The organism is Amycolatopsis sp. CA-128772 (assembly GCF_002904295.1).
In the GTDB taxonomy this organism is placed as follows: Bacteria; Actinomycetota; Actinomycetes; order Mycobacteriales; family Pseudonocardiaceae; genus Amycolatopsis.
Genome location: NZ_PPHG01000030.1, coordinates 1 through 17,884, shown reverse-complemented (window position 1 = coordinate 17,884; position 17,884 = coordinate 1). Strand labels below are relative to the sequence as shown.

17 protein-coding genes and 1 rRNA gene are annotated in these 17,884 nt (G+C 70.4%); 5 read left to right on the top strand and 13 right to left on the bottom strand.

Annotation, left to right across the window (positions count from 1 at the left end):
• Positions 1–20: 20 nt before the first annotated feature.
• The 3 genes from C2L59_RS14845 to C2L59_RS14835 form a co-directional block, all read right to left on the bottom strand.
• Positions 21–1,539: ribosomal RNA gene (locus C2L59_RS14845) — 16S ribosomal RNA — on the bottom strand.
• A gap of 344 nt (positions 1,540–1,883) precedes the next feature.
• The gene (tyrS, locus tag C2L59_RS14840; protein WP_103350098.1) at positions 1,884–3,158 is read right to left on the bottom strand and encodes a tyrosine--tRNA ligase; all 1,275 of its coding nucleotides are present in this window, start codon (positions 3,156–3,158) and stop codon (positions 1,884–1,886) included.
• A 32-nt stretch (positions 3,159–3,190) separates the two neighbouring features.
• A complete protein-coding gene (locus C2L59_RS14835; protein ID WP_103350097.1) occupies positions 3,191–3,829 on the bottom strand; it encodes a DNA-3-methyladenine glycosylase in 639 nt (212 codons plus the stop codon).
• A gap of 111 nt (positions 3,830–3,940) precedes the next feature.
• Here C2L59_RS14835 and C2L59_RS14830 point away from each other — a divergent pair, with 111 nt between their 5' ends.
• The 3 genes from C2L59_RS14830 to C2L59_RS14820 are packed head-to-tail and all read left to right on the top strand — an operon-like array spanning position 3,941 to position 5,804.
• Positions 3,941–4,486 carry a hypothetical protein gene (locus C2L59_RS14830; RefSeq protein WP_103350096.1) on the top strand — a complete coding sequence of 182 codons (546 nt, stop codon included), beginning with the start codon at positions 3,941–3,943 and terminating at the stop codon, positions 4,484–4,486.
• The gene (locus tag C2L59_RS14825) at positions 4,483–5,151 is read left to right on the top strand and encodes a DUF4166 domain-containing protein (protein WP_103350095.1); all 669 of its coding nucleotides are present in this window, start codon (positions 4,483–4,485) and stop codon (positions 5,149–5,151) included. Before C2L59_RS14830 ends, C2L59_RS14825 begins: the two co-directional genes overlap by 4 nt.
• Complete coding sequence (locus tag C2L59_RS14820; protein WP_103350094.1) at positions 5,151–5,804, top strand: TetR/AcrR family transcriptional regulator; 654 nt, start codon at positions 5,151–5,153, stop codon at positions 5,802–5,804. Before C2L59_RS14825 ends, C2L59_RS14820 begins: the two co-directional genes overlap by 1 nt.
• Here the strand turns inward: C2L59_RS14820 and argH are convergent.
• From argH to argC, 8 genes are read right to left on the bottom strand one after another with little or no spacing between them, the layout of a single operon-like run.
• Complete coding sequence (gene argH, locus C2L59_RS14815) at positions 5,797–7,212, bottom strand: argininosuccinate lyase (RefSeq protein WP_103350093.1); 1,416 nt, start codon at positions 7,210–7,212, stop codon at positions 5,797–5,799. The genes C2L59_RS14820 and argH overlap by 8 nt on opposite strands.
• A gap of 34 nt (positions 7,213–7,246) precedes the next feature.
• A complete protein-coding gene (locus tag C2L59_RS14810) occupies positions 7,247–7,534 on the bottom strand; it encodes an argininosuccinate synthase (RefSeq protein ID WP_103350092.1) in 288 nt (95 codons plus the stop codon).
• Positions 7,531–8,031, bottom strand: a complete 501-nt coding sequence (locus C2L59_RS14805; RefSeq protein ID WP_103350091.1) for an arginine repressor — start codon at positions 8,029–8,031, stop codon at positions 7,531–7,533. Before C2L59_RS14805 ends, C2L59_RS14810 begins: the two co-directional genes overlap by 4 nt.
• Positions 8,028–8,954 carry an ornithine carbamoyltransferase gene (gene argF / locus C2L59_RS14800; RefSeq protein WP_103350090.1) on the bottom strand — a complete coding sequence of 309 codons (927 nt, stop codon included), beginning with the start codon at positions 8,952–8,954 and terminating at the stop codon, positions 8,028–8,030. Before argF ends, C2L59_RS14805 begins: the two co-directional genes overlap by 4 nt.
• Entirely contained in the window at positions 8,954–10,156 is a 1,203-nt protein-coding gene (locus C2L59_RS14795) for an acetylornithine transaminase (protein ID WP_103350089.1), read from the bottom strand. The genes argF and C2L59_RS14795 overlap by 1 nt, the downstream gene beginning before the upstream one ends.
• Positions 10,153–11,070, bottom strand: coding sequence for an acetylglutamate kinase (gene argB / locus C2L59_RS14790; protein ID WP_103350088.1), 918 nt, complete (start codon positions 11,068–11,070; stop codon positions 10,153–10,155). Before argB ends, C2L59_RS14795 begins: the two co-directional genes overlap by 4 nt.
• Positions 11,067–12,227, bottom strand: a complete 1,161-nt coding sequence (argJ, locus tag C2L59_RS14785) for a bifunctional glutamate N-acetyltransferase/amino-acid acetyltransferase ArgJ (protein ID WP_103350087.1) — start codon at positions 12,225–12,227, stop codon at positions 11,067–11,069. Before argJ ends, argB begins: the two co-directional genes overlap by 4 nt.
• Positions 12,224–13,252 carry an N-acetyl-gamma-glutamyl-phosphate reductase gene (gene argC / locus C2L59_RS14780; RefSeq protein ID WP_103350086.1) on the bottom strand — a complete coding sequence of 343 codons (1,029 nt, stop codon included), beginning with the start codon at positions 13,250–13,252 and terminating at the stop codon, positions 12,224–12,226. Before argC ends, argJ begins: the two co-directional genes overlap by 4 nt.
• An 83-nt stretch (positions 13,253–13,335) precedes the next feature.
• Between argC and C2L59_RS14775 the strand changes: the two genes are divergently transcribed.
• The gene (locus C2L59_RS14775) at positions 13,336–14,292 is read left to right on the top strand and encodes a YafY family protein (protein ID WP_103350085.1); all 957 of its coding nucleotides are present in this window, start codon (positions 13,336–13,338) and stop codon (positions 14,290–14,292) included.
• A 325-nt stretch (positions 14,293–14,617) separates the two neighbouring features.
• Here the strand turns inward: C2L59_RS14775 and C2L59_RS14770 are convergent, their stop codons facing one another.
• Together C2L59_RS14770 and C2L59_RS14765 are read right to left on the bottom strand one after the other, a co-directional pair.
• Positions 14,618–15,115 (bottom strand): helix-turn-helix domain containing protein, encoded by a 498-nt coding sequence (locus C2L59_RS14770; RefSeq protein WP_103350084.1) that lies wholly within the window; start codon positions 15,113–15,115, stop codon positions 14,618–14,620.
• A 203-nt stretch (positions 15,116–15,318) separates the two neighbouring features.
• Positions 15,319–16,902 (bottom strand): alpha/beta hydrolase, encoded by a 1,584-nt coding sequence (locus C2L59_RS14765; protein WP_103350083.1) that lies wholly within the window; start codon positions 16,900–16,902, stop codon positions 15,319–15,321.
• A gap of 193 nt (positions 16,903–17,095) precedes the next feature.
• On the opposite strand from C2L59_RS14765, the gene C2L59_RS14760 reads away from it, so the two are divergent.
• The gene (locus tag C2L59_RS14760) at positions 17,096–17,785 is read left to right on the top strand and encodes a DNA alkylation repair protein (protein ID WP_103350082.1); all 690 of its coding nucleotides are present in this window, start codon (positions 17,096–17,098) and stop codon (positions 17,783–17,785) included.
• Positions 17,786–17,884: the final 99 nt, after the last annotated feature.

Below are 17,884 nucleotides of genomic sequence, written 5' to 3'. Positions count from 1 at the left end.
GGATGTGTTGTGCTCCTTAGAAAGGAGGTGATCCAGCCGCACCTTCCGGTACGGCTACCTTGTTACGACTTCGTCCCAATCGCCAGTCCCACCTTCGACCACTCCCTCCCCTTACGGGGTTGGGCCATGGGCTTCGGGTGTTACCGACTTTCATGACGTGACGGGCGGTGTGTACAAGGCCCGGGAACGTATTCACCGCAGCGTTGCTGATCTGCGATTACTAGCGACTCCGACTTCACGCAGTCGAGTTGCAGACTGCGATCCGAACTGAGACCGGCTTTAAGGGATTCGCTCCACCTCGCGGTATCGCAGCCCTCTGTACCAGCCATTGTAGCATGTGTGAAGCCCTGGACATAAGGGGCATGATGACTTGACGTCATCCCCACCTTCCTCCGAGTTGACCCCGGCAGTCTCCCACGAGTCCCCGCCATAACGCGCTGGCAACGTAGGATAAGGGTTGCGCTCGTTGCGGGACTTAACCCAACATCTCACGACACGAGCTGACGACAGCCATGCACCACCTGTACACCAACCACAAGGGAAGCCCCATCTCTGGGGATGTCTGGCGCATGTCAAGCCCAGGTAAGGTTCTTCGCGTTGCATCGAATTAATCCACATGCTCCGCCGCTTGTGCGGGCCCCCGTCAATTCCTTTGAGTTTTAGCCTTGCGGCCGTACTCCCCAGGCGGGGCGCTTAATGCGTTAGCTACGGCACGGACAACGTGGATGTCGCCCACACCTAGCGCCCAACGTTTACAGCGTGGACTACCAGGGTATCTAATCCTGTTCGCTCCCCACGCTTTCGCTCCTCAGCGTCAGTATCGGCCCAGAGACCCGCCTTCGCCACCGGTGTTCCTCCTGATATCTGCGCATTTCACCGCTACACCAGGAATTCCAGTCTCCCCTACCGAACTCAAGTCTGCCCGTATCGACCGCACGCTCCACGTTAAGCGTGGAGATTTCACGGCCGACGCGACAAACCGCCTACGAGCTCTTTACGCCCAATAAATCCGGACAACGCTCGCACCCTACGTATTACCGCGGCTGCTGGCACGTAGTTAGCCGGTGCTTCTTATCCAGGTACCGTCACTTGCGCTTCGTCCCTGGCGAAAGAGGTTTACAACCCGAAGGCCGTCATCCCTCACGCGGCGTCGCTGCATCAGGCTTTCGCCCATTGTGCAATATTCCCCACTGCTGCCTCCCGTAGGAGTCTGGGCCGTGTCTCAGTCCCAGTGTGGCCGGTCACCCTCTCAGGCCGGCTACCCGTCGTCGCCTTGGTAGGCCATTACCCCACCAACAAGCTGATAGGCCGCGGGTTCATCCTGCACCGCCAGAACTTTCAACAACCCCCCATGCGAGAAGTTGTGATATCCGGTATTAGACCTCGTTTCCAAGGCTTATCCCAGAGTGCAGGGCAGATTACCCACGTGTTACTCACCCGTTCGCCACTCATCCCCACCGAAGTGGTTCAGCGTTCGACTTGCATGTGTTAAGCACGCCGCCAGCGTTCGTCCTGAGCCAGGATCAAACTCTCCAACAATGAACAGTTTAATCGAGGCAATTTAATGCTCTCAAAGGAACCTCATACGAGGTTCAATACATAAGCTCTACTGGCTTAGTTCACTAGCACACTGTTGAGTTCTCAAGCAACACACCCCGAGTCCGCCGCGATCAAGCAGCTCGCTCGAAGCGGGTCATTTCTAGCAGTTTTTGGTGGGACACCCACTCAATCGCGATCCGCGAGAGCTTGGTTCGTGTCCCGGTGGCCACCCGGTTTCCCTGGCGACTTGGAGAACTTTACACCCCCTCCGAGGGCCCGGAACAGGGGGGTACCTTAACCGCGTTCCCGCAGGTCAGGCCCCTGTTCCGGGCCCCTGGAGCCGCTCAGCCGCCGAGCGCGACGCCGGCGACGTTCCGCTTGCCCCGGCGGACGACGAGCCACTTGCCGTGGAGAGCGTCCTTGCGCGCCGGCTTCCACTCCTCGTCCGCGATCTTCACGTTGTTGACGTACGCCCCGCCCTCCTTGAGGGTGCGGCGCGCGGCGCCCTTGCTGTCCACCAGCCCGCCGGCGAGCAGCAGGTCGACGATCGTCGGCTCGCCCGCCGGGTCGACCTTGCCGTTCGGCACCTCGGCCATCGCCGCGTCGAGGGTGCGTTCGTCGAGGTCCCCGAGTTCGCCGCGGCCGAACAGCGCCTGGCTGGCGTTGATGACCTGCCGGGTCTGCTCCTCGCCGTGCACCAGCGTGGTGAACTCCTCCGCCAGCCGCTTCTGCGCGGCCCGCAGGTGGGGACGCTGTTCGGTGTCCTCCGCCAGCGCGGCGATCTCCTCCTGGCCGAGGAACGTGAACATCCGCAGGTAGCGGACGACGTCGGCGTCACCCACGTTCACGAAGTACTGGTACCAGGCGTACGGCGAGGTCATCTCCGGGTCGAGCCAGAGGTTCCCGCCGCCGGTCGACTTGCCGAACTTGCGCCCTTCGGCGTCGGTGACCAGCGGCGCGGTCAGCGCGTGCACGCCCGCCCCCTCGGTCCGGCGGATCAGGTCGACCCCGCCGACGAGGTTGCCCCACTGGTCGGACCCGCCGACCTGCAGCTTGCAGCCGTACTGCCGGTAGAGCTGCTGGTAGTCCTGCGACTGCAGGAGCAGGTAGCTGAACTCGGTGTACGACATGCCGTCGCCCTCGAGCCGGCGCTTCACCGTCTCCCGGTTCAGCATGACGTTGATCGAGAAGTGCTTCCCGACGTCGCGCAGGAACTCCAGGGACGTCTGCGGCCCGGTCCAGTTCAGGTTGTTCTCGACGATCGCGCCGGTCGGCGAGTCGTCGAAGTCGACGAACCGCTCGAGCTGGCCGCGGATGCGCCCGGCCCACTCGGCGACGACGTCGAGGGTGTTCAGCGTGCGCTCGCCGGTGTCACGCGGGTCGCCGATCATCCCGGTCGCGCCGCCGGCCAGCACGATCGGCCGGTGCCCGGCGCGCTGGAAGCGCTTGAGCATGAGCAGCGGGACGAGGTTGCCGGCGTGCAGGCTGGGTGCGGTCGGGTCGAAGCCGCAATAGAGCGTCACGGGACCCTGGTCGAGCTCGCGCCGGAGGGCGTCGATGTCGGTGGACTGCGCGATCAGGCCGCGCCAGGACAGCTCGTCGAGGATGTGTTCGCTCACGCCTGTAGATCCTCCCGCACCTGGTCAACCGACTAACTGGCGGGTCGGACCCGGCGCTTCCCGCCGCGGCGGTAGGTGGACACGGCCGGCGAGGCGCCGTCCCAGAACCGCCACGGCGTGTCCATCGCCATCGCGACGCCGACGCGCGGGCCGCTGCGGATCCGGTCGATCGGCACCCGCTCGCCGGCGTACAGCCGGACCGGGGACGCCGGGTCGGTCAGATCGGCGCCGTTCTCCTGCCGGTCGATGCGCAGCACCGACGTCAGGATGGCCGGGCCCTTCGCGAGCTCACCGGTCCCCCGCGCGTTCGGACGCCGCTTGCGGACCACGTCGAGGCCGGTGACGACCTCGCCCGCCCGCAGCAGCACCGCGCCGGCGACGCCGTCGGTGGAGCCGACGATGTTCGCGCAGAAGTGCATCCCGTAGACGAAGTAGACGTACAGGTGCCCGGCGGGACCCCACATGACGGCGTTGCGCGGTGTCCGGCCCCGGTAACAGTGCGACGCCGGATCGTCTTCGCCGCGGTACGCCTCGACTTCGACCAGCCGGACGCCGACCGTGCCGTCGGGGCCGTCGGCCTCCAGGACCGAGCCGAGCAGCAGGTGGGCCAGGTCGACCGGGTCCAGCGCCAGCTCGTCGCGGGTGAACAACCGGCCTGCGTCGCCGCTCAAACGGACTTCCTCTCCTCGGCTCCTGGCGCGCCCACCCTAACCCTTGAGCGATCGCTCAAACTTCTCTACAGTCGTTTTGAGCAGTCGCTCAAACTCGGAGGGGAGCCGAAGATGCGACCGATAGCCCTGTACGTCGAGACCGTGATCCGCACGGACCTCGAGACCCTGTGGCAGCACACCCAGGATCCGGCCCTGCACACGCGCTGGGACCTGCGCTTCGCCGACATCACCCCGGCCGGCGACCACTTCCGCTACACGTCCCGGTTCCTGGGGGTCACCGTCACCGGGATCGGGATCACCGCGGCATCGCGCGACTGGCCGGACGGCTCGCGCACGTCGGTGCTGCGGTTCGCCTCCGCCGACCCGCTGTCGCTGATCAGCGCGGGTGCGGGGTTCTGGCGGTACACGCCGGTCCCCGGCGGCGTCCGGTTCGTCACCGGCTTCGACTACGGCACCCGCTGGGGACGCTTCGGGCGGCCGGCCGACCGGGTGTTCCGGCCGGTGTTCGGCCGGCTCACAGCATGGTCGTTCGACCGGCTGCGGATCTGGCTGGAGACCGGCGTCGCGCCGGAGGACCAGCCGCTGACCGCGCCCTCGGCCGCGCGCTGCGGCCGGACGCGGCCCCGCGACCAGATGCGGGCCGGAGCGTCGTCGTGACCGGCGTCTTCGAGCACGCGCTGGGCGCGGACTTCGCGAACCTGCACCCGAACGTGCGGGAACGGCTCGCGCTGTCGGACGGGCGCGGGATGATCGGCCACGGCGTGATGGACCGCAGCTGGCGCGGCCCGGGCTTCACGCTGCCATTTCTGTGGCTCGGGTCGACGCGGCTCATCCTGTTCCCCGACTGCGGCCGGAACGTGCCGTTCACCATCGAGAACTACCCGTACGTGGACGGGCACGGCCGCGAAACGGTGTCCTTCGTGCGGACCTTCGAATTCCCGAAGCGGCGGAGACGGTTCGACGCCCAGATGGTCCACCGCCCCGGCCGCGGGCTCGTCGACTACCTGGGAACGCACCAGAACCTGGCGGTGGACCTCGCGGTGTCGGTACGGCCGGACGGCGGATCCCGGCTCCGTTCCGGTGAGTTCCGGCTGCACGAGGGGCCGGTGCGGACCGGGGTGCCGCGGATGCTCACCGGCGTCGCCACGGTCGACGAGTGGTTCGACCCGCACCGCGGGCAGTTCCGGGTCGAGGTCGCGATGGTCAACCGGCGCTTCGGGCCGGTGTTCGGCTACGAGGGCAGCTTCGCCGCGCGGTACGTCGACGTCGGCGGCGGGGTCAGCGGGGCGGTCAAGCCGCTTCGTGAGAAGGTCATGGACTGATGAGCACCGGCCGGAACTCCAGTTCGCAGGACACGAAGCAGCGGCTCGTGGACGGCGTGCTGGAGGTCGTCCGGCAGCAGGGCATCACCGCCGTCTCCGCCCGGTCGGTCGCCGGTGCCGCGGGCGCCAACCAGGCGCTGGTCTTCTACCACTTCGGCAGCGTCGAGGAACTCGTCGCGCAGGCGTGCATCTCCGCGACGGAGGCCCGCGTCGCCCTCTACCGGGACCGGTTCGCCGCCGTCGCCACGGTCGGCGAGCTGCTGGCGCTCGGCCGGGAGATCCGGGTCGCGGAACGCGCGGAAGGCAACCTGGCCCTGCTGGCGCAGACGCTGGCCGGCGCGCAGGGCAGCGAACGGCTCGCCGAGGCGACCCGCGAGGGCCTCGACAAGTGGATCACCGAGGTCCGCTCGGCACTCGAACGGGTGCTCGCGGGGTCGCCGCTGGCCGAGCTCGCGGACCCCGACGGGCTGGCCCACGCCGTGTCCACCGGGTTCCTCGGGCTGACGTTGTTCGACACGGTCGACCCCGACGGCGCCGAGCAGGCCGTGGCCGCGCTGGAGCAGCTGGCCGTGCTCGTCGACGTCCTGGACGGGCTCGGCCCGGTGGCCACCCGGGCCGTCCGGGCCAAGCTCCGGAAATCCCGCCTCAGTTGAGCCACTGACGGGCCGCGGTGACCCGTTCTTCCAGCCGGGCGCGCTGTTCGGCCACGCGGACGGGCGCGGTGCCGCCCCGGGCGTCGCGGGAGTTCACCGAGCCTTCGACGGTGAGGACTTCGCGCACGGCCGGCGTGAGCGCCGGGTTGATCTTCTCGAACTCCTCGTCGGTCAGCGCGTCCAAGCCGACGCCGCGAGCCTCGGCGACGCGGACGCTCTCGCCCGCCGCTTCGTGGGCGACGCGGAACGGGACGCCCTGGCGGACCAGCCACTCGGCGATGTCGGTGGCCAGCGTGAACCCGGCCGGGGCCAGCTCGGCGAGGCGGTCGGTGTGGAAGGTGAGCGTTTCGAGCATGCCGGCGATCGCCGGGAACAGGAGCTCGAGCTGCTCGACCGAGTCGAACACCGGCTCCTTGTCCTCCTGCAGGTCGCGGTTGTAGGCCAGCGGCTGCGCCTTGAGGGTGGCCAGCAGGCCGGTGAGGTTGCCGATCAGCCGGCCCGCCTTGCCGCGCGTCAGCTCCGCGACGTCCGGGTTCTTCTTCTGCGGCATGATCGAGCTGCCGGTGGCCCAGGCGTCGTCCAGCGTGACATACCCGAACTCGGCGGTGTTCCAGATGATCACCTCTTCGGCGATCCGGGACAGGTTCACCGCGAGCATCGCGACGGCGAAGGCGAACTCGGCGACGAAGTCGCGCGAAGCGGTGCCGTCGATGGAGTTCTCGACGCTGGTGGCGAAGCCCAGCTCCTCGGCGACGGCCTCGGGGTCGAGGCCCAGCGACGAGCCGGCGAGCGCACCCGAGCCGTACGGCGACTCGGCCGTGCGGGCGTCCCAGTCCTGCAGGCGCGAGACGTCCCGCAGCAGGGCCTGGCCGTGCGCCATCAGGTGGTGGGCGAGCAGCACCGGCTGGGCGTGCTGCAGGTGCGTGCGGCCGGGCAGGATCGCGTCCGGGTGCCGCTTCGCCTGCGACACCAGCGCGTCGATGACCTCCAGGGTGCCCGCGACCACCCGGCGGGCGGCGTCGCGCAGCCACATCCGGAACAGCGTGGCCACCTGGTCGTTGCGCGAGCGGCCGGCCCGCAGCTTGCCGCCGAGCTCGGTGCCCGCGCGCTCGATCAGGCCGCGTTCGAGGGCCGTGTGCACGTCCTCGTCGGCGATCGTCGGGGTGAACTCCCCCGCCGCGACGTCCTGGGCCAGCGTGTCCAGTGCGGTCAGCATGCCGGCGAGCTCGTCGTCGGTGAGCAGGCCCGCCTTGCGCAGCACGCGAGCGTGCGCGCGCGATCCGGCGATGTCGTAGGGCGCCAGGCGCCAGTCGAAGTGCGTCGACGCGCTCAGCGCGGCCATGGCCTCCGCCGGACCGCTGGCGAACCGGCCGCCCCACAGCTGCACCGGCTGCTCGTTCCCGCTCACTGTTCTCGTTTCTCCTCGGTGTGGTCGTTCGATGTCAGGCGACGGTGATCCGGCCGTCGTACAGGACCAGGCGGACTTCGCCCGAAACGGTGCCGGTCAGCCTGGCGCATCCGCGGCCCGCCCGCCGTTCGAGCGCGGCGCACGCGGCGCCGCGGCCGATTCTCTGCGCCTCGCCGCGCGCACTCAGCATCCGGCGCGCTTCGGCGACGGAGACGGTCTCGCCGTCGATCGCCACCGGCACCCCGCCGTCGTAGGTGACGACGACTTCGTCCGGCGCGAGGAACTCCCCCTCGGCCGGGAAGATGTCGCCGATCGCGGTCATGGTGTGCCTTCGTCCGCCGATCGCTGGGCGAGGGAGGCGAACCGTTCGGCGAGGTCCTTGCCCGTCAGGGGTTCGCGGGCGATCACCGCGACGGTGTCGTCGCCCGCGATCGAGCCGACGACCTCTTCCAGCGCCGCCCGGTCGATGGCGCTGGCCAGGAACTGGGCCGCGCCGGGCGGCGTCCGCAGCACGGTCAGGTTGCCCGACGAATCCGCCGAGACCATCAGCTCCGCGAGCAGCCGGGAGAGCCGTGACGTGCCGCCCTGCACCCCGCGGACCGGGCTGCCGTCCTCGGGGATCACGTAGACCGGGGCACCCGAGTCCGGCCCGCGCAGCTTGACCGCGCCCAGCTCGTCGAGGTCGCGCGACAGCGTCGCCTGGGTGACCTCGATGCCCTCGGCGGCCAGCAGCTTGGCCAGCTCGGTCTGGCTGCGGATGGTCATGGTGGCCACCAGCTCGGTGATCCGCGCCTGCCGGCCCACCCGGCTGCCGGTCATCGCCGGCTCTCCTCGAACAGCCAGACGAGCAGCGCCTTCTGGGCGTGCAGGCGGTTTTCGGCCTCGTCCCACACCGCGCTGGCCGGGCCGTCGAGCACCTCGTCGGTGATCTCCCAGCCGCGGTGGGCGGGCAGGCAGTGCAGCACGATCGCGTCGTCCGCGGCCTTCTTCAGCAGCTCGGCGTTGACCTGCAGGGCGCGGAACGGGCCCACCCGGTCGAGCCCGTCGTTCTCCTGGCCCATCGACGTCCACGTGTCGGTGACCAGCACGTCCGCGCCGTCGACGGCCGCGTACGGGTCGGTGAAGTCGGTGACGCTGCCGCCCGTCTCGCTCGCGCGCTTCTTCGCGTCCAGCATGACGCCCTGGTCCGGCTGGAAGCCGACCGGCGAGACGACCCGGACGTGCATCCCGGCGGTGACGCCGCCGAGCAGCAGCGAATGCGCCATGTTGTTGGCGCCGTCGCCGAGGTAGACGAGGGTGAGCCCCTCCAGCTTGCCCTTGCGCTCGCGGATGGTCATCAGGTCGGTGAGCACCTGGCACGGGTGGAACTCGTCGGTGAGCGCGTTGACCACCGGGATCGACGCGGCCGACGCCATCGCCTCCAGGCGCTTCTGCGCGAAGGTGCGCCACACGATCCCGTCGACGTACCGCGACAGGACCCGCGAGGTGTCTTCGATGGTCTCTTCGCGCCCGAGCTGCATCGAGCGGCCGTCGACGATCACCGGGTGGCCGCCGAGCTGGCTGATGCCGACCTCGAACGAGAACCGGGTCCGCGTCGAGTTCTTCTCGAAGATCGCCGTGATGGACTTGCCGGCGAGGGTCTTGTTGCCGAGCGGGTCGGCCTTGAGCTGGTCGGCGAGGTCGAGGATGGCCTTCTGCTCGGCCGGACTGACGTCGTCGTCGCGGAGGAAGTGGCGCAGCATCAGTCGGAGTCCTTCGTGGTGGGGTCGAGCGCGTCCGGGAGTGCGGCCAGGAAGCCTTCGGCCTGCTCGCTGTCGAGCACGAGCGGGGGCGCGAGCCGGATCGTGTCGGGCGCGACCGGGTTGACGAGGTAGCCGGCGTCCTGGACCGCCTTGGCGACCGCGGCCGAGACCGGCTGCTTCAGGGCGATGCCGAGCAGCAGGCCGGCGCCGCGCACTCCGGCGACGAGCGGGTGGCCGAGGGCCTCGACGCCGGCGGCGATGTCCTTGCCCAGCGTCGAGACGTGGTCGAGCAGGCCGTCGGCGGCGATGGTCTTCAGCACGGCCACGCCGGCCGCGCAGCACACCGGGTTGCCGCCGAAGGTGGTGCCGTGGTGGCCGGGTTCGAGCAGGTCACCGGCCGCGCCGACGCCGATGACCGCGCCCAGCGGCAGGCCGCCGCCGAGGCCCTTGGCCAGGGTGATCACGTCCGGCACGATGCCGGCCTGCTGGTAGCCGAACCAGGTGCCCAGCCGGCCGAGCCCGGTCTGCACCTCGTCGAGCACCAGCAGCGTGCCGGTGGCCTTGGTGATCTCGCGCGCGGCCTGCAGGTAGCCGTCCGGCGCGGGGATCACGCCCGCCTCGCCGAGCACCGGTTCCAGGAAGACCGCCGCGGTGTCGGTGTCGACGGCGGCCCGGAGCGCTTCGACGTCCCCGAACGGCACGTGCTCCACGCCGGGCACCAGCGGCTTGAACGGATCGCGCTTGCCGGGCTGGCCGGTGAGCGTCAGCGCGCCCATGGTCCGGCCGTGGAACGCGCCTTCGGCGGCGACCACCTTGGTGCGCCCGGTCAGCCGGCTGATCTTCAGCGCGGCTTCGTTGGCCTCGGCGCCGGAGTTGACGAACAGCACCTTGCCGTGGCCGGTGAGGCCGGCGACGTCGAGCAGCGCCTCGGCGAGCTCGACGGCGACCGGGTTGACGTAGAGGTTCGAGGTGTGGCCGAGCTGCTTGATCTGGGTGGTAACGGCTTCGACGATCGCCGGGTGGGCGTGGCCGAGCGCGTTGACTGCGATGCCGCCGACGAGGTCGACGTACTCCTTGCCGTCGGCGTCCCACACCTTCGCGCCTTCGCCGCGCACGAGGGTCAGCGCCGGGGTGCCGTAGTTGTCCATCAGGGCGGACTGCCAGTGCTGCTGGCCATCCACATTGGACTGGAGGTCGGTCACGGGAGCTCCGTTTCGGGGAAGACCATGGTGCCGATGCCGCGCGAGGTGAAGACCTCCAGCAGCACCGAGTGGGCGAGGCGGCCGTCGATCACGTGCGCCCGGCGCACACCGCCGCGGATGGCGCGCACGCACGCCTCCATCTTCGGGATCATCCCGCTGGCCAGGGTGGGCAGCATCGGCTCGAGGTGGTCGACGCGGATGCGGTCGATCAGCGACGAGCGGTCCGGCCAGTTCGCGTACAGGCCTTCGACGTCGGTGAGCATCACGAGCTTCTCGGCGCCCAGCGCGGCCGCGAGCGCCCCCGCGGCCGTGTCGGCGTTGACGTTGTGCACGACCCCGTCGACGTCCGGGGCGACGGTGGACACCACCGGGATGCGCCCGGCGTTCACGATGTCGAGCACCGCGTCCGGGTTGACCTCGGCGACCTCGCCGACCAGCCCGATGTCGACCGGCTCACCGTCCACAGTGGCCTGTTTGCGCTCGGCGGTGAACAGCCGGGCGTCCTCGCCGGAGATGCCGACCGCGTACGGCCCGTGGGCGTTGATCAGCCCGACGAGCTCCCGGCTGACCTGGCCGACGAGCACCATCCGGACGATGTCCATCGTCTCCGGCGTGGTGACCCGCAGGCCGCCCTTGAACTCGCCCTCGACGCCCAGCCGGGTGAGCATCGCGGTGATCTGCGGGCCACCGCCGTGCACGACCACCGGACGCAGGCCGGCCAGCCGGAGAAACACCATGTCCTCGGCGAAGGCCGCCTTCAGCTCGTCGTCGATCATGGCGTTGCCGCCGTACTTCACCACCACGGTGGCGCCGTGGAACCGCTGCAGCCAGGGCAGCGCCTCGATGAGCACTCCGGCCTTCTCGGCCGCTGTCGCGAGTCGTTCGTCCGCGGAAATCAGAGCCTCCTGGTTCATGAGGAGTACGCGCTGTTCTCTTCGACGTAACCGTGGGAAAGATCCGTGGTGTAGATGGTCGCCGCGCCCGAGCCGACGCCGAGGTCGACGACGATCTCGATGGCGCGGCCGGTGAGGTCCGCCTCGGACCGGTCCGAGGCGGGCACGCCCCGGGCGAACAGGGTGACGCCGTTGATGGCGATCGACACGGTGTCCGGGTCGATGCGGGCGGGCACGCGGCCCAGCGCCATGGCGATCCGGCCCCAGTTCGGGTCGGAGCCGAACAGCGCCGTCTTGACCAGGTTGTCCTCGGCGATCGTGCGGGCGACGGCGATCGCGTCGGCTTCGGAATCCGCGCCCTGCACCGTGACGTCGACGTCCTTGGTCGCGCCCTCGGAGTCCGCGCGCAGCTGGAGCACCAGGTCGTGGCTGACCGCGGTGAGCAGCTCGGTGAGCTCCGCCTCGGTCGGCTCGACGCCGCTCGCCCCGGACGCCAGGACGAGCACGGTGTCGTTGGTGGACGTGCCGCCGTCGACGTCGAGCCGGTCGAAGGTGACGCGGGTGGCCGCGCGCAGGGCGCGGTCGAGGGTTTCCTTGTCCGCCACGGCGTCGGTGGTCAGGACCGAGAGCATGGTGGCGAGGTTCGGCGCGAGCATGCCCGCGCCCTTGGCGAACCCGCCGGCGCTCCAGCCGCTTTCGTGCTTCGCGAAGGCCTGCTTCGGTTTGCTGTCGGTGGTCATCACGCCCGTGGCGGCGTTCAGGCTCGCCTCGGGGCTCGCGTCGAGCGCTTTGAACGCGGCGTCCACGCCGGACAGGACCGCGTCCATCGGCAGCCGCTCGCCGATCAGGCCGGTGGAGCAGACGGCGACCTCGATCGCACCAGCCTGCAGGACTTCGGCGACCTTTTCGGCCGTGGCGTGGGTGTCCTGGAAGCCGCCGGGGCCGGTGGCCGCGTTGGCGCCGCCGGAGTTGAGGACGACGGCCTTCAGCCGCTGCTGCTTGAGCACCTCCTGTGACCACAGGACGGGGGCGGCCTTGATCACGTTGCGGGTGAACACGCCGGCCGCGACGTCGAGCGGGCCGTCGTTGACGACCAGGGTGAGGTCGAGCGCGCCGGAGGCCTTGATCCCGGCGGCGACGCCGGCGGCGCGGAAGCCCTGGGGGCCGGTGACGGTCACGGTGCCACTCCTACGGTGGGAAGCCCGGTGGTTTCCGGGAGGCCGAGGGCCAGGTTCATCGACTGGACGGCACCGCCGGCGGTGCCCTTGGTGAGGTTGTCGATCGCGGTGACGACGACCAGGCGCCGGGCGCCCTCGTCCACCGCGACCTGCAGCTGGGTGTTGTTCGAGCCGAGCGTCGACGCGGTCGTCGGCCAGGCGCCCGCGGGCAGCAGCTGGACGAACGGCTCGGCGTCGTACGCCTTCTCGTAGGCCGCGCGGGCGGCGGCCTCGTCGACGCCCGCCTTCAGCGGGGCGCTCGCCGTGGTGAGGATGCCGCGGGGCATCGGCGCGAGCACGGGTGTGAAGGACACGGTGACCTTCCCGCCCGCGACGGCCGAGAGGTTCTGTGCGAACTCGGGGGTGTGGCGGTGGGCGCCGCCGACGCCGTACGCGCTCGCCGAGCCCATCACCTCGGAGCCGAGCAGGTGTGGCTTGAGGCTCTTGCCGGCGCCGGAGGTCCCGGTGACCGCGACGACCGTGACGTCGGGCTCGACCAGCCCGGCGGCGAACGCGGGCGCGAGAGCCAGCGAACCGCCGGTCGGGAAACAGCCGGGCACGGCGATGCGCTTGGTGCCGGCGAGCTTCTCGCGGGCGCCGGGCAGTTCGGGCAGGCCGTACGGCCACTGGCCGGCGTGGTCGCCGCCGTACCAGCGCTGCCAGTCGCCGGCGTCGGCCAGGCGGTGGTCGGCGCCGAGGTCGACCACCAGCACGTCCGGGCCGAGCTGTGCCGCGATCGCCGCCGAGTGCCCGTGGGGCAGCGCGAGGAAGACGACGTCGTGGCCGGCCAGGGTTTCCGGCGTCGTCTCGGCCAGGACGCGGTCGGCGAGGGGGACGAGGTGGGGCTGGTGGACGCCGAGCTTCGTGCCCGCGCTGCTGGCGGCCGTGAGCGCGCCGATCTCGACCTCGGGATGGGTCAGGAGCAGGCGCAGCAGCTCACCGCCCGCGTACCCGCTGGCTCCGGCCACCGCGATGTTCACCGTCATACGCATGATTATGCACGCCCTTGCAAGTCTAAACAAACAGGTTTCCCGGGAAGTGGTCGCCGCCACCTTGGGATGCTGGGCGGATGACGGACACCCCGGCACGGCTGCTCGGCCTGCTCTCGTTGCTGCAGACGCCCCGGGAGTGGCCGGGCAGCGAACTGGCCGCGCGGTTCGGGGTCAGCCCGCGCACCATCCGCCGTGACATCGACCGGCTGCGCGAGCTCGGCTACCCGGTCGAGGCCAGCCGCGGTGTCGCGGGCGGGTACCGGCTGGTCGCCGGCACCGCGATGCCGCCCCTGGTGCTCGACGACGAGGAAGCCGTCGCGATCGCCGTCGGGCTGCGGACCGCGGCGGGGCAGTCGGTGTCCGGGATCGAGGAAGCGTCGGTGCGGGCGCTGGCCAAGCTGGAGCAGGTGCTGCCGGCCCGGCTGCGCCGCCGGGTGGGCACCATCGGCACCGCGACGGTCGCGGTGCCGGCCACCGGCCCGGTGGTCGACCCGGCCCAGCTGACGGTGTTCGCGGGCGCGATCGCCAACCACGAGACGGTCCGGTTCCGCTACCGCGCGAACGACGGCGCCGAGACCCGGCGCCGGGCCGAGCCGCACCGGCTGGTCGCCGCCGGCCGCCGCTGGTACCTGGTGGCGTACGACCTCGACCGGGCGGACTGGCGCACCTTCCGCGCCGACCGGGTCCGCGACGCCCAGGCCACCGGTGGCCGGGCTGTCCCGCGCGAGCCGCCGGCCGCGGACCTGGCCGCCTACGTCCTCGACCGGTTCTACGACCTGGCGCCGTCCTACCGGGCGGTGGCCGTCCTGGCGGAACCGGCGTCGGAGGTGGCACCGAGGCTCGGCACGGCCTCCGGCGAGCTGACCGACCTCGGCGACGGGCGGTGCCGGTGGCGGAGCCACCTCGACACGCTGGACTGGCTGGCGTTCCGGCTGCTCGGGCTGGGATGCGCCTTCACGGTCGAGGAGCCACCGGAGCTGGTGGCGCACCTGAAGGTGCTGGCGGACCGCGCCAACGCGGCGGCGGTGGACTGACCGGCGGGCGCCCGCCGGAGTCCCCCGGCAGGACGGCGAGCCGGCTGCAGCCATCCGGCAGGACGACAGGCCCGCCGGAGTCATCCGGCAGCACGACAAGCCCGCCGGAGTCGACCGGTAGGACAACATGCCCGCCGCAGTCATCCCGCAGCACGACAAGGCCGCCGCAGTCAACCGGCAGGACGACAAGCCCGCCGGTTTGTTCCCGGCCGGCCGACGCACCGCCTTCGGTGCCCTACCCACTGAAACCCCTCCCCTGGTCGGCGGACTGCTCCCGGTGCCCGGCGGTGGGCCGGTCCACGGTGGACCGGCCCACCGCCGTCACTCAGGTGGCCTCGCCTTCGTCCAGGTCCGTCCGCCTGCTCGGCGGCACGGGGAGGTAGCAGCCCGGCTTCTCCGGGTCGCAGCCCACGCGCGGGAGGCGGGCGCGGATGCCGCCGGGGGTGCGCTCGAAGTACGCCGCGATCTGCGCGACGCTCTCCCCCGCCAGCCACCGGTTCTCCAGCTCCGCGTCCATCTCCTCGCTCCACGGGCGGCCCTGCTGGGCAGGACGGCCCGCGGATCTTCGCCGCTGCGGCCGGCCCTCGCCGGTCGCGGAGAGCAACTCCTCCGCGACGAGGTCGGCGACCGTGGCCGCCACCGCGACGTCCAGGTCGAGGCTGCCTTCGGCGACCTGCTCGCCGCCGGGGCCGCCGGCTTCCAGGGTGATCATCACCCGGGGCGTGGGTTCGGCGCGGTCGACGTCCGTCCTGGTCGAGACCACGATCTGGTAGGTGTTCTCCTGGGCCCGAAACTCGGTCCGGCGCTGTTCGATGATCGACATGCCACGAAGGTAGCGCCCACCCCCGACAATTTTCGGGCACGCACTGCTCACGGCCGGTTTCGCTCCGGAATTGTCGGACCCCCTCGCTAACGTCCCCGACGACCACGAACCGTCACGAGGAGGCGACGATGGGACACCGGCGGACAAGACGCTGCCCCGGTCCGGGCGAGCCGGGCCGGGGCAGCGGGATGAGGCTGTTCCGATCAGAAGTGCAGGAGCTGGGCCAGCGTGCTCTGCTTCTCCTGAGCGGCCTTCGCGGAGTTGTCCGACTTCTGCGCCGCGGCGCCGTCGGGCACCGGCGCCGGCACCGGGTCGCACTGGACGTCCGAGTGGTTGCCGGGCTGGCGCTTCGGCAGGGCGCCGGTGGCCAGGTAGTCGGCGATCTTGTCGTCCACACAGGACACCCCGGACAGCGACCCGGCGTGCGTGGTCCCGCCCGGCGCGCTGATCAGGCTCGAGTTCGGGAACCGCTTCCGGACCTCGAGGCTGCCGGCGTACGGCGTGGCGGCGTCGAGCTCCTCACTGATCAGCAGGGCGCCGGCGACCTTACGGCCGTCGATGTCCACCGGCTTGCCCGCCTTCGCCGGCCAGTACACGCAGGGCGCGTTGAACCAGGCGTTGCCCCAGGTCTCGAACGGGGCCTTGAAGTAGGTCAGCCAGTTGTCGATCCGCCACTTGTCCCAGTTGGTCGGCCACTGCACGTCGGTGCACTGCACGCCCAGGTACACGGCGAAGCCGTTGTCGTTGCCCGGCGGATTCGAGGCGTCGTAGAGCGCCTTGAGCGTCTGCCAGTCACCCTTGTGCACGTAGCCGTCGAAGGCCTTGGCCATGTCGACCCAGCCGAAGACGTAGTAGCCGGCCTGCAGGAAGATGTCGGTCCACTCGTCGCCGCCGATGACGCCGCCCGCCGGGTGCTGGGCGAGCTTGCGCTGGGTGGCGTACCAGAGCTTCTCGACGGCGTCGCCGGTCTTGCCCAGGTGGTAGACGTCGTCGTACTTGGCGAGCCAGTCGAAGTAGATCTTGATGTTCTTGTCGAAGGCGACGTCCTGGTCGAGGTTGGCCTCGTACCAGACCTTGCGCGGGTCGACGTTGCCGTCGAGCACCATCCGCCGGACGTTCTTCGGGTACAGCGTGCTGTACACCTGGCCGAGGTAGGTGCCGTAGGAGAAGCCGTAGTAGTTGATCTGCTTCTCGCCCAGCGCCTTGCGCAGGCTGTCCATGTCCTGCGCGACGTCGGTCGTCTTCAGGTGGTTCAGGATCTCGCCGTTCTTGCGGCACGCGTCGGCGTACCCCTTGGAACGGGCGAGCCAGGTCTTCTCCAGCTGCGGCGTGGTCGGCACGTAGCCGGGCCGGTTGTAGCTGAAGTAGTTCCCGTCGCAGCTGATCGCGGGCTTGCTGGATCCGACGCCCCGCGGGTCGAAGCCGATCCAGTCGTAGTTGTCACCCGCGTGGTTCGGCACGTACTTGCCGAGCACCGACAGGCCGAGGCCGGAGCCACCGGGGCCACCCGGGTTCACCAGCATGATGCCCTGGGACTGCGCGGTCTTGTGCTTGATCCGCGACACCGCGACGGAGACCTTCGCCCCGCCCGGCTTCGCGTAGTCCATCGGCACCTCGAGGAAGCCGCACTCGGCGCCGTTGGCCTTGAGGCTCGCCGAAGCGCAGGGGCCCCAGGCGATCGGCGCGGGGCTGAACTGCGCCGCGGGAGCCGCCGACGCGGCGGGCGCGGCGGCCATCAGCCCGGCCGCGAGCCCCGCGGCGGCAACGGCGGCAACGATTCTTTTCACAGTCGTCCTTTTCGTCCGCATTCGACAGCGTTCGCCAGATTCCGACGAAACTACCGGCAACCCTGGACAATCTCGCTGACCGACGCGGGTTCCGCCATCCGCCTTTCGTCGGTACCTGCGTGGTCCGCCGGACGCCGGAACTGTCGGTGGCCGGAAGTACGCTGCGGACCGCCGCTGGCCGACAGGAGGACGGATGGGTGCGGACGAAGAGCTGGTCAAGGCGATCCGCGGCGGGCTTGCGGAGCTGGCGGACGCGGCGAAAGCCCCGGCGATGCAGGCGTACATGAAGTCGGACATGCCGTTCCGCGGAGTGCCGAAACCCCAGCGCAGCGCCCTTCTCAAGCCGCTGCTGGCCGAGCGCATACTGCCCGATCGGGTGACATATTCGGCGACGGTCCTGGAGCTGTGGCGAACCGCCGAATACCGCGAGGAGCGTTACGCGGCGATCGATCTTTCCGGGCACCGGGCGTACCGGCGGTGGCAGGATCCGGCGCTGATCCCGGTGTACGAGGAAATGATCGCCGGCGGGGCGTGGTGGGACTACGTGGACGAGCTCGCGATCCGCCGGATCGGGCCGATCCTGCGCGCCGACCGGACCCGGGTCACCCCGGTCATGCGCACATGGGCGGCCGACGCGAGCCTCTGGCGCCGGCGCACGGCGATCATCTGCCAGGTCGGAGCGAGGAAGGACACGGACACGGAGCTGCTCAGGGACGCGATCGAGCCGGCGATCGCCGAGCCGGAGTTCTTCCTGCGAAAGGGGATCGGCTGGGCCCTGCGCGACTACGCGAAGACGGCGCCGGATTGGGTTCGGGCGTTCGTGGACGACCACCCGGGGCTGTCCGGGCTGTCGAGGAGGGAGGCGCTCAAGCACATCGGCTGAGGTGCAGGCCGGGGTGTGGCTGGAGGGTCGGCTCGCGGGCTGGGCAGTCGGCTGACGTGCCCGGGCGGTCGGCTCGCGTACCCAGGCGGTCGGCTCGCG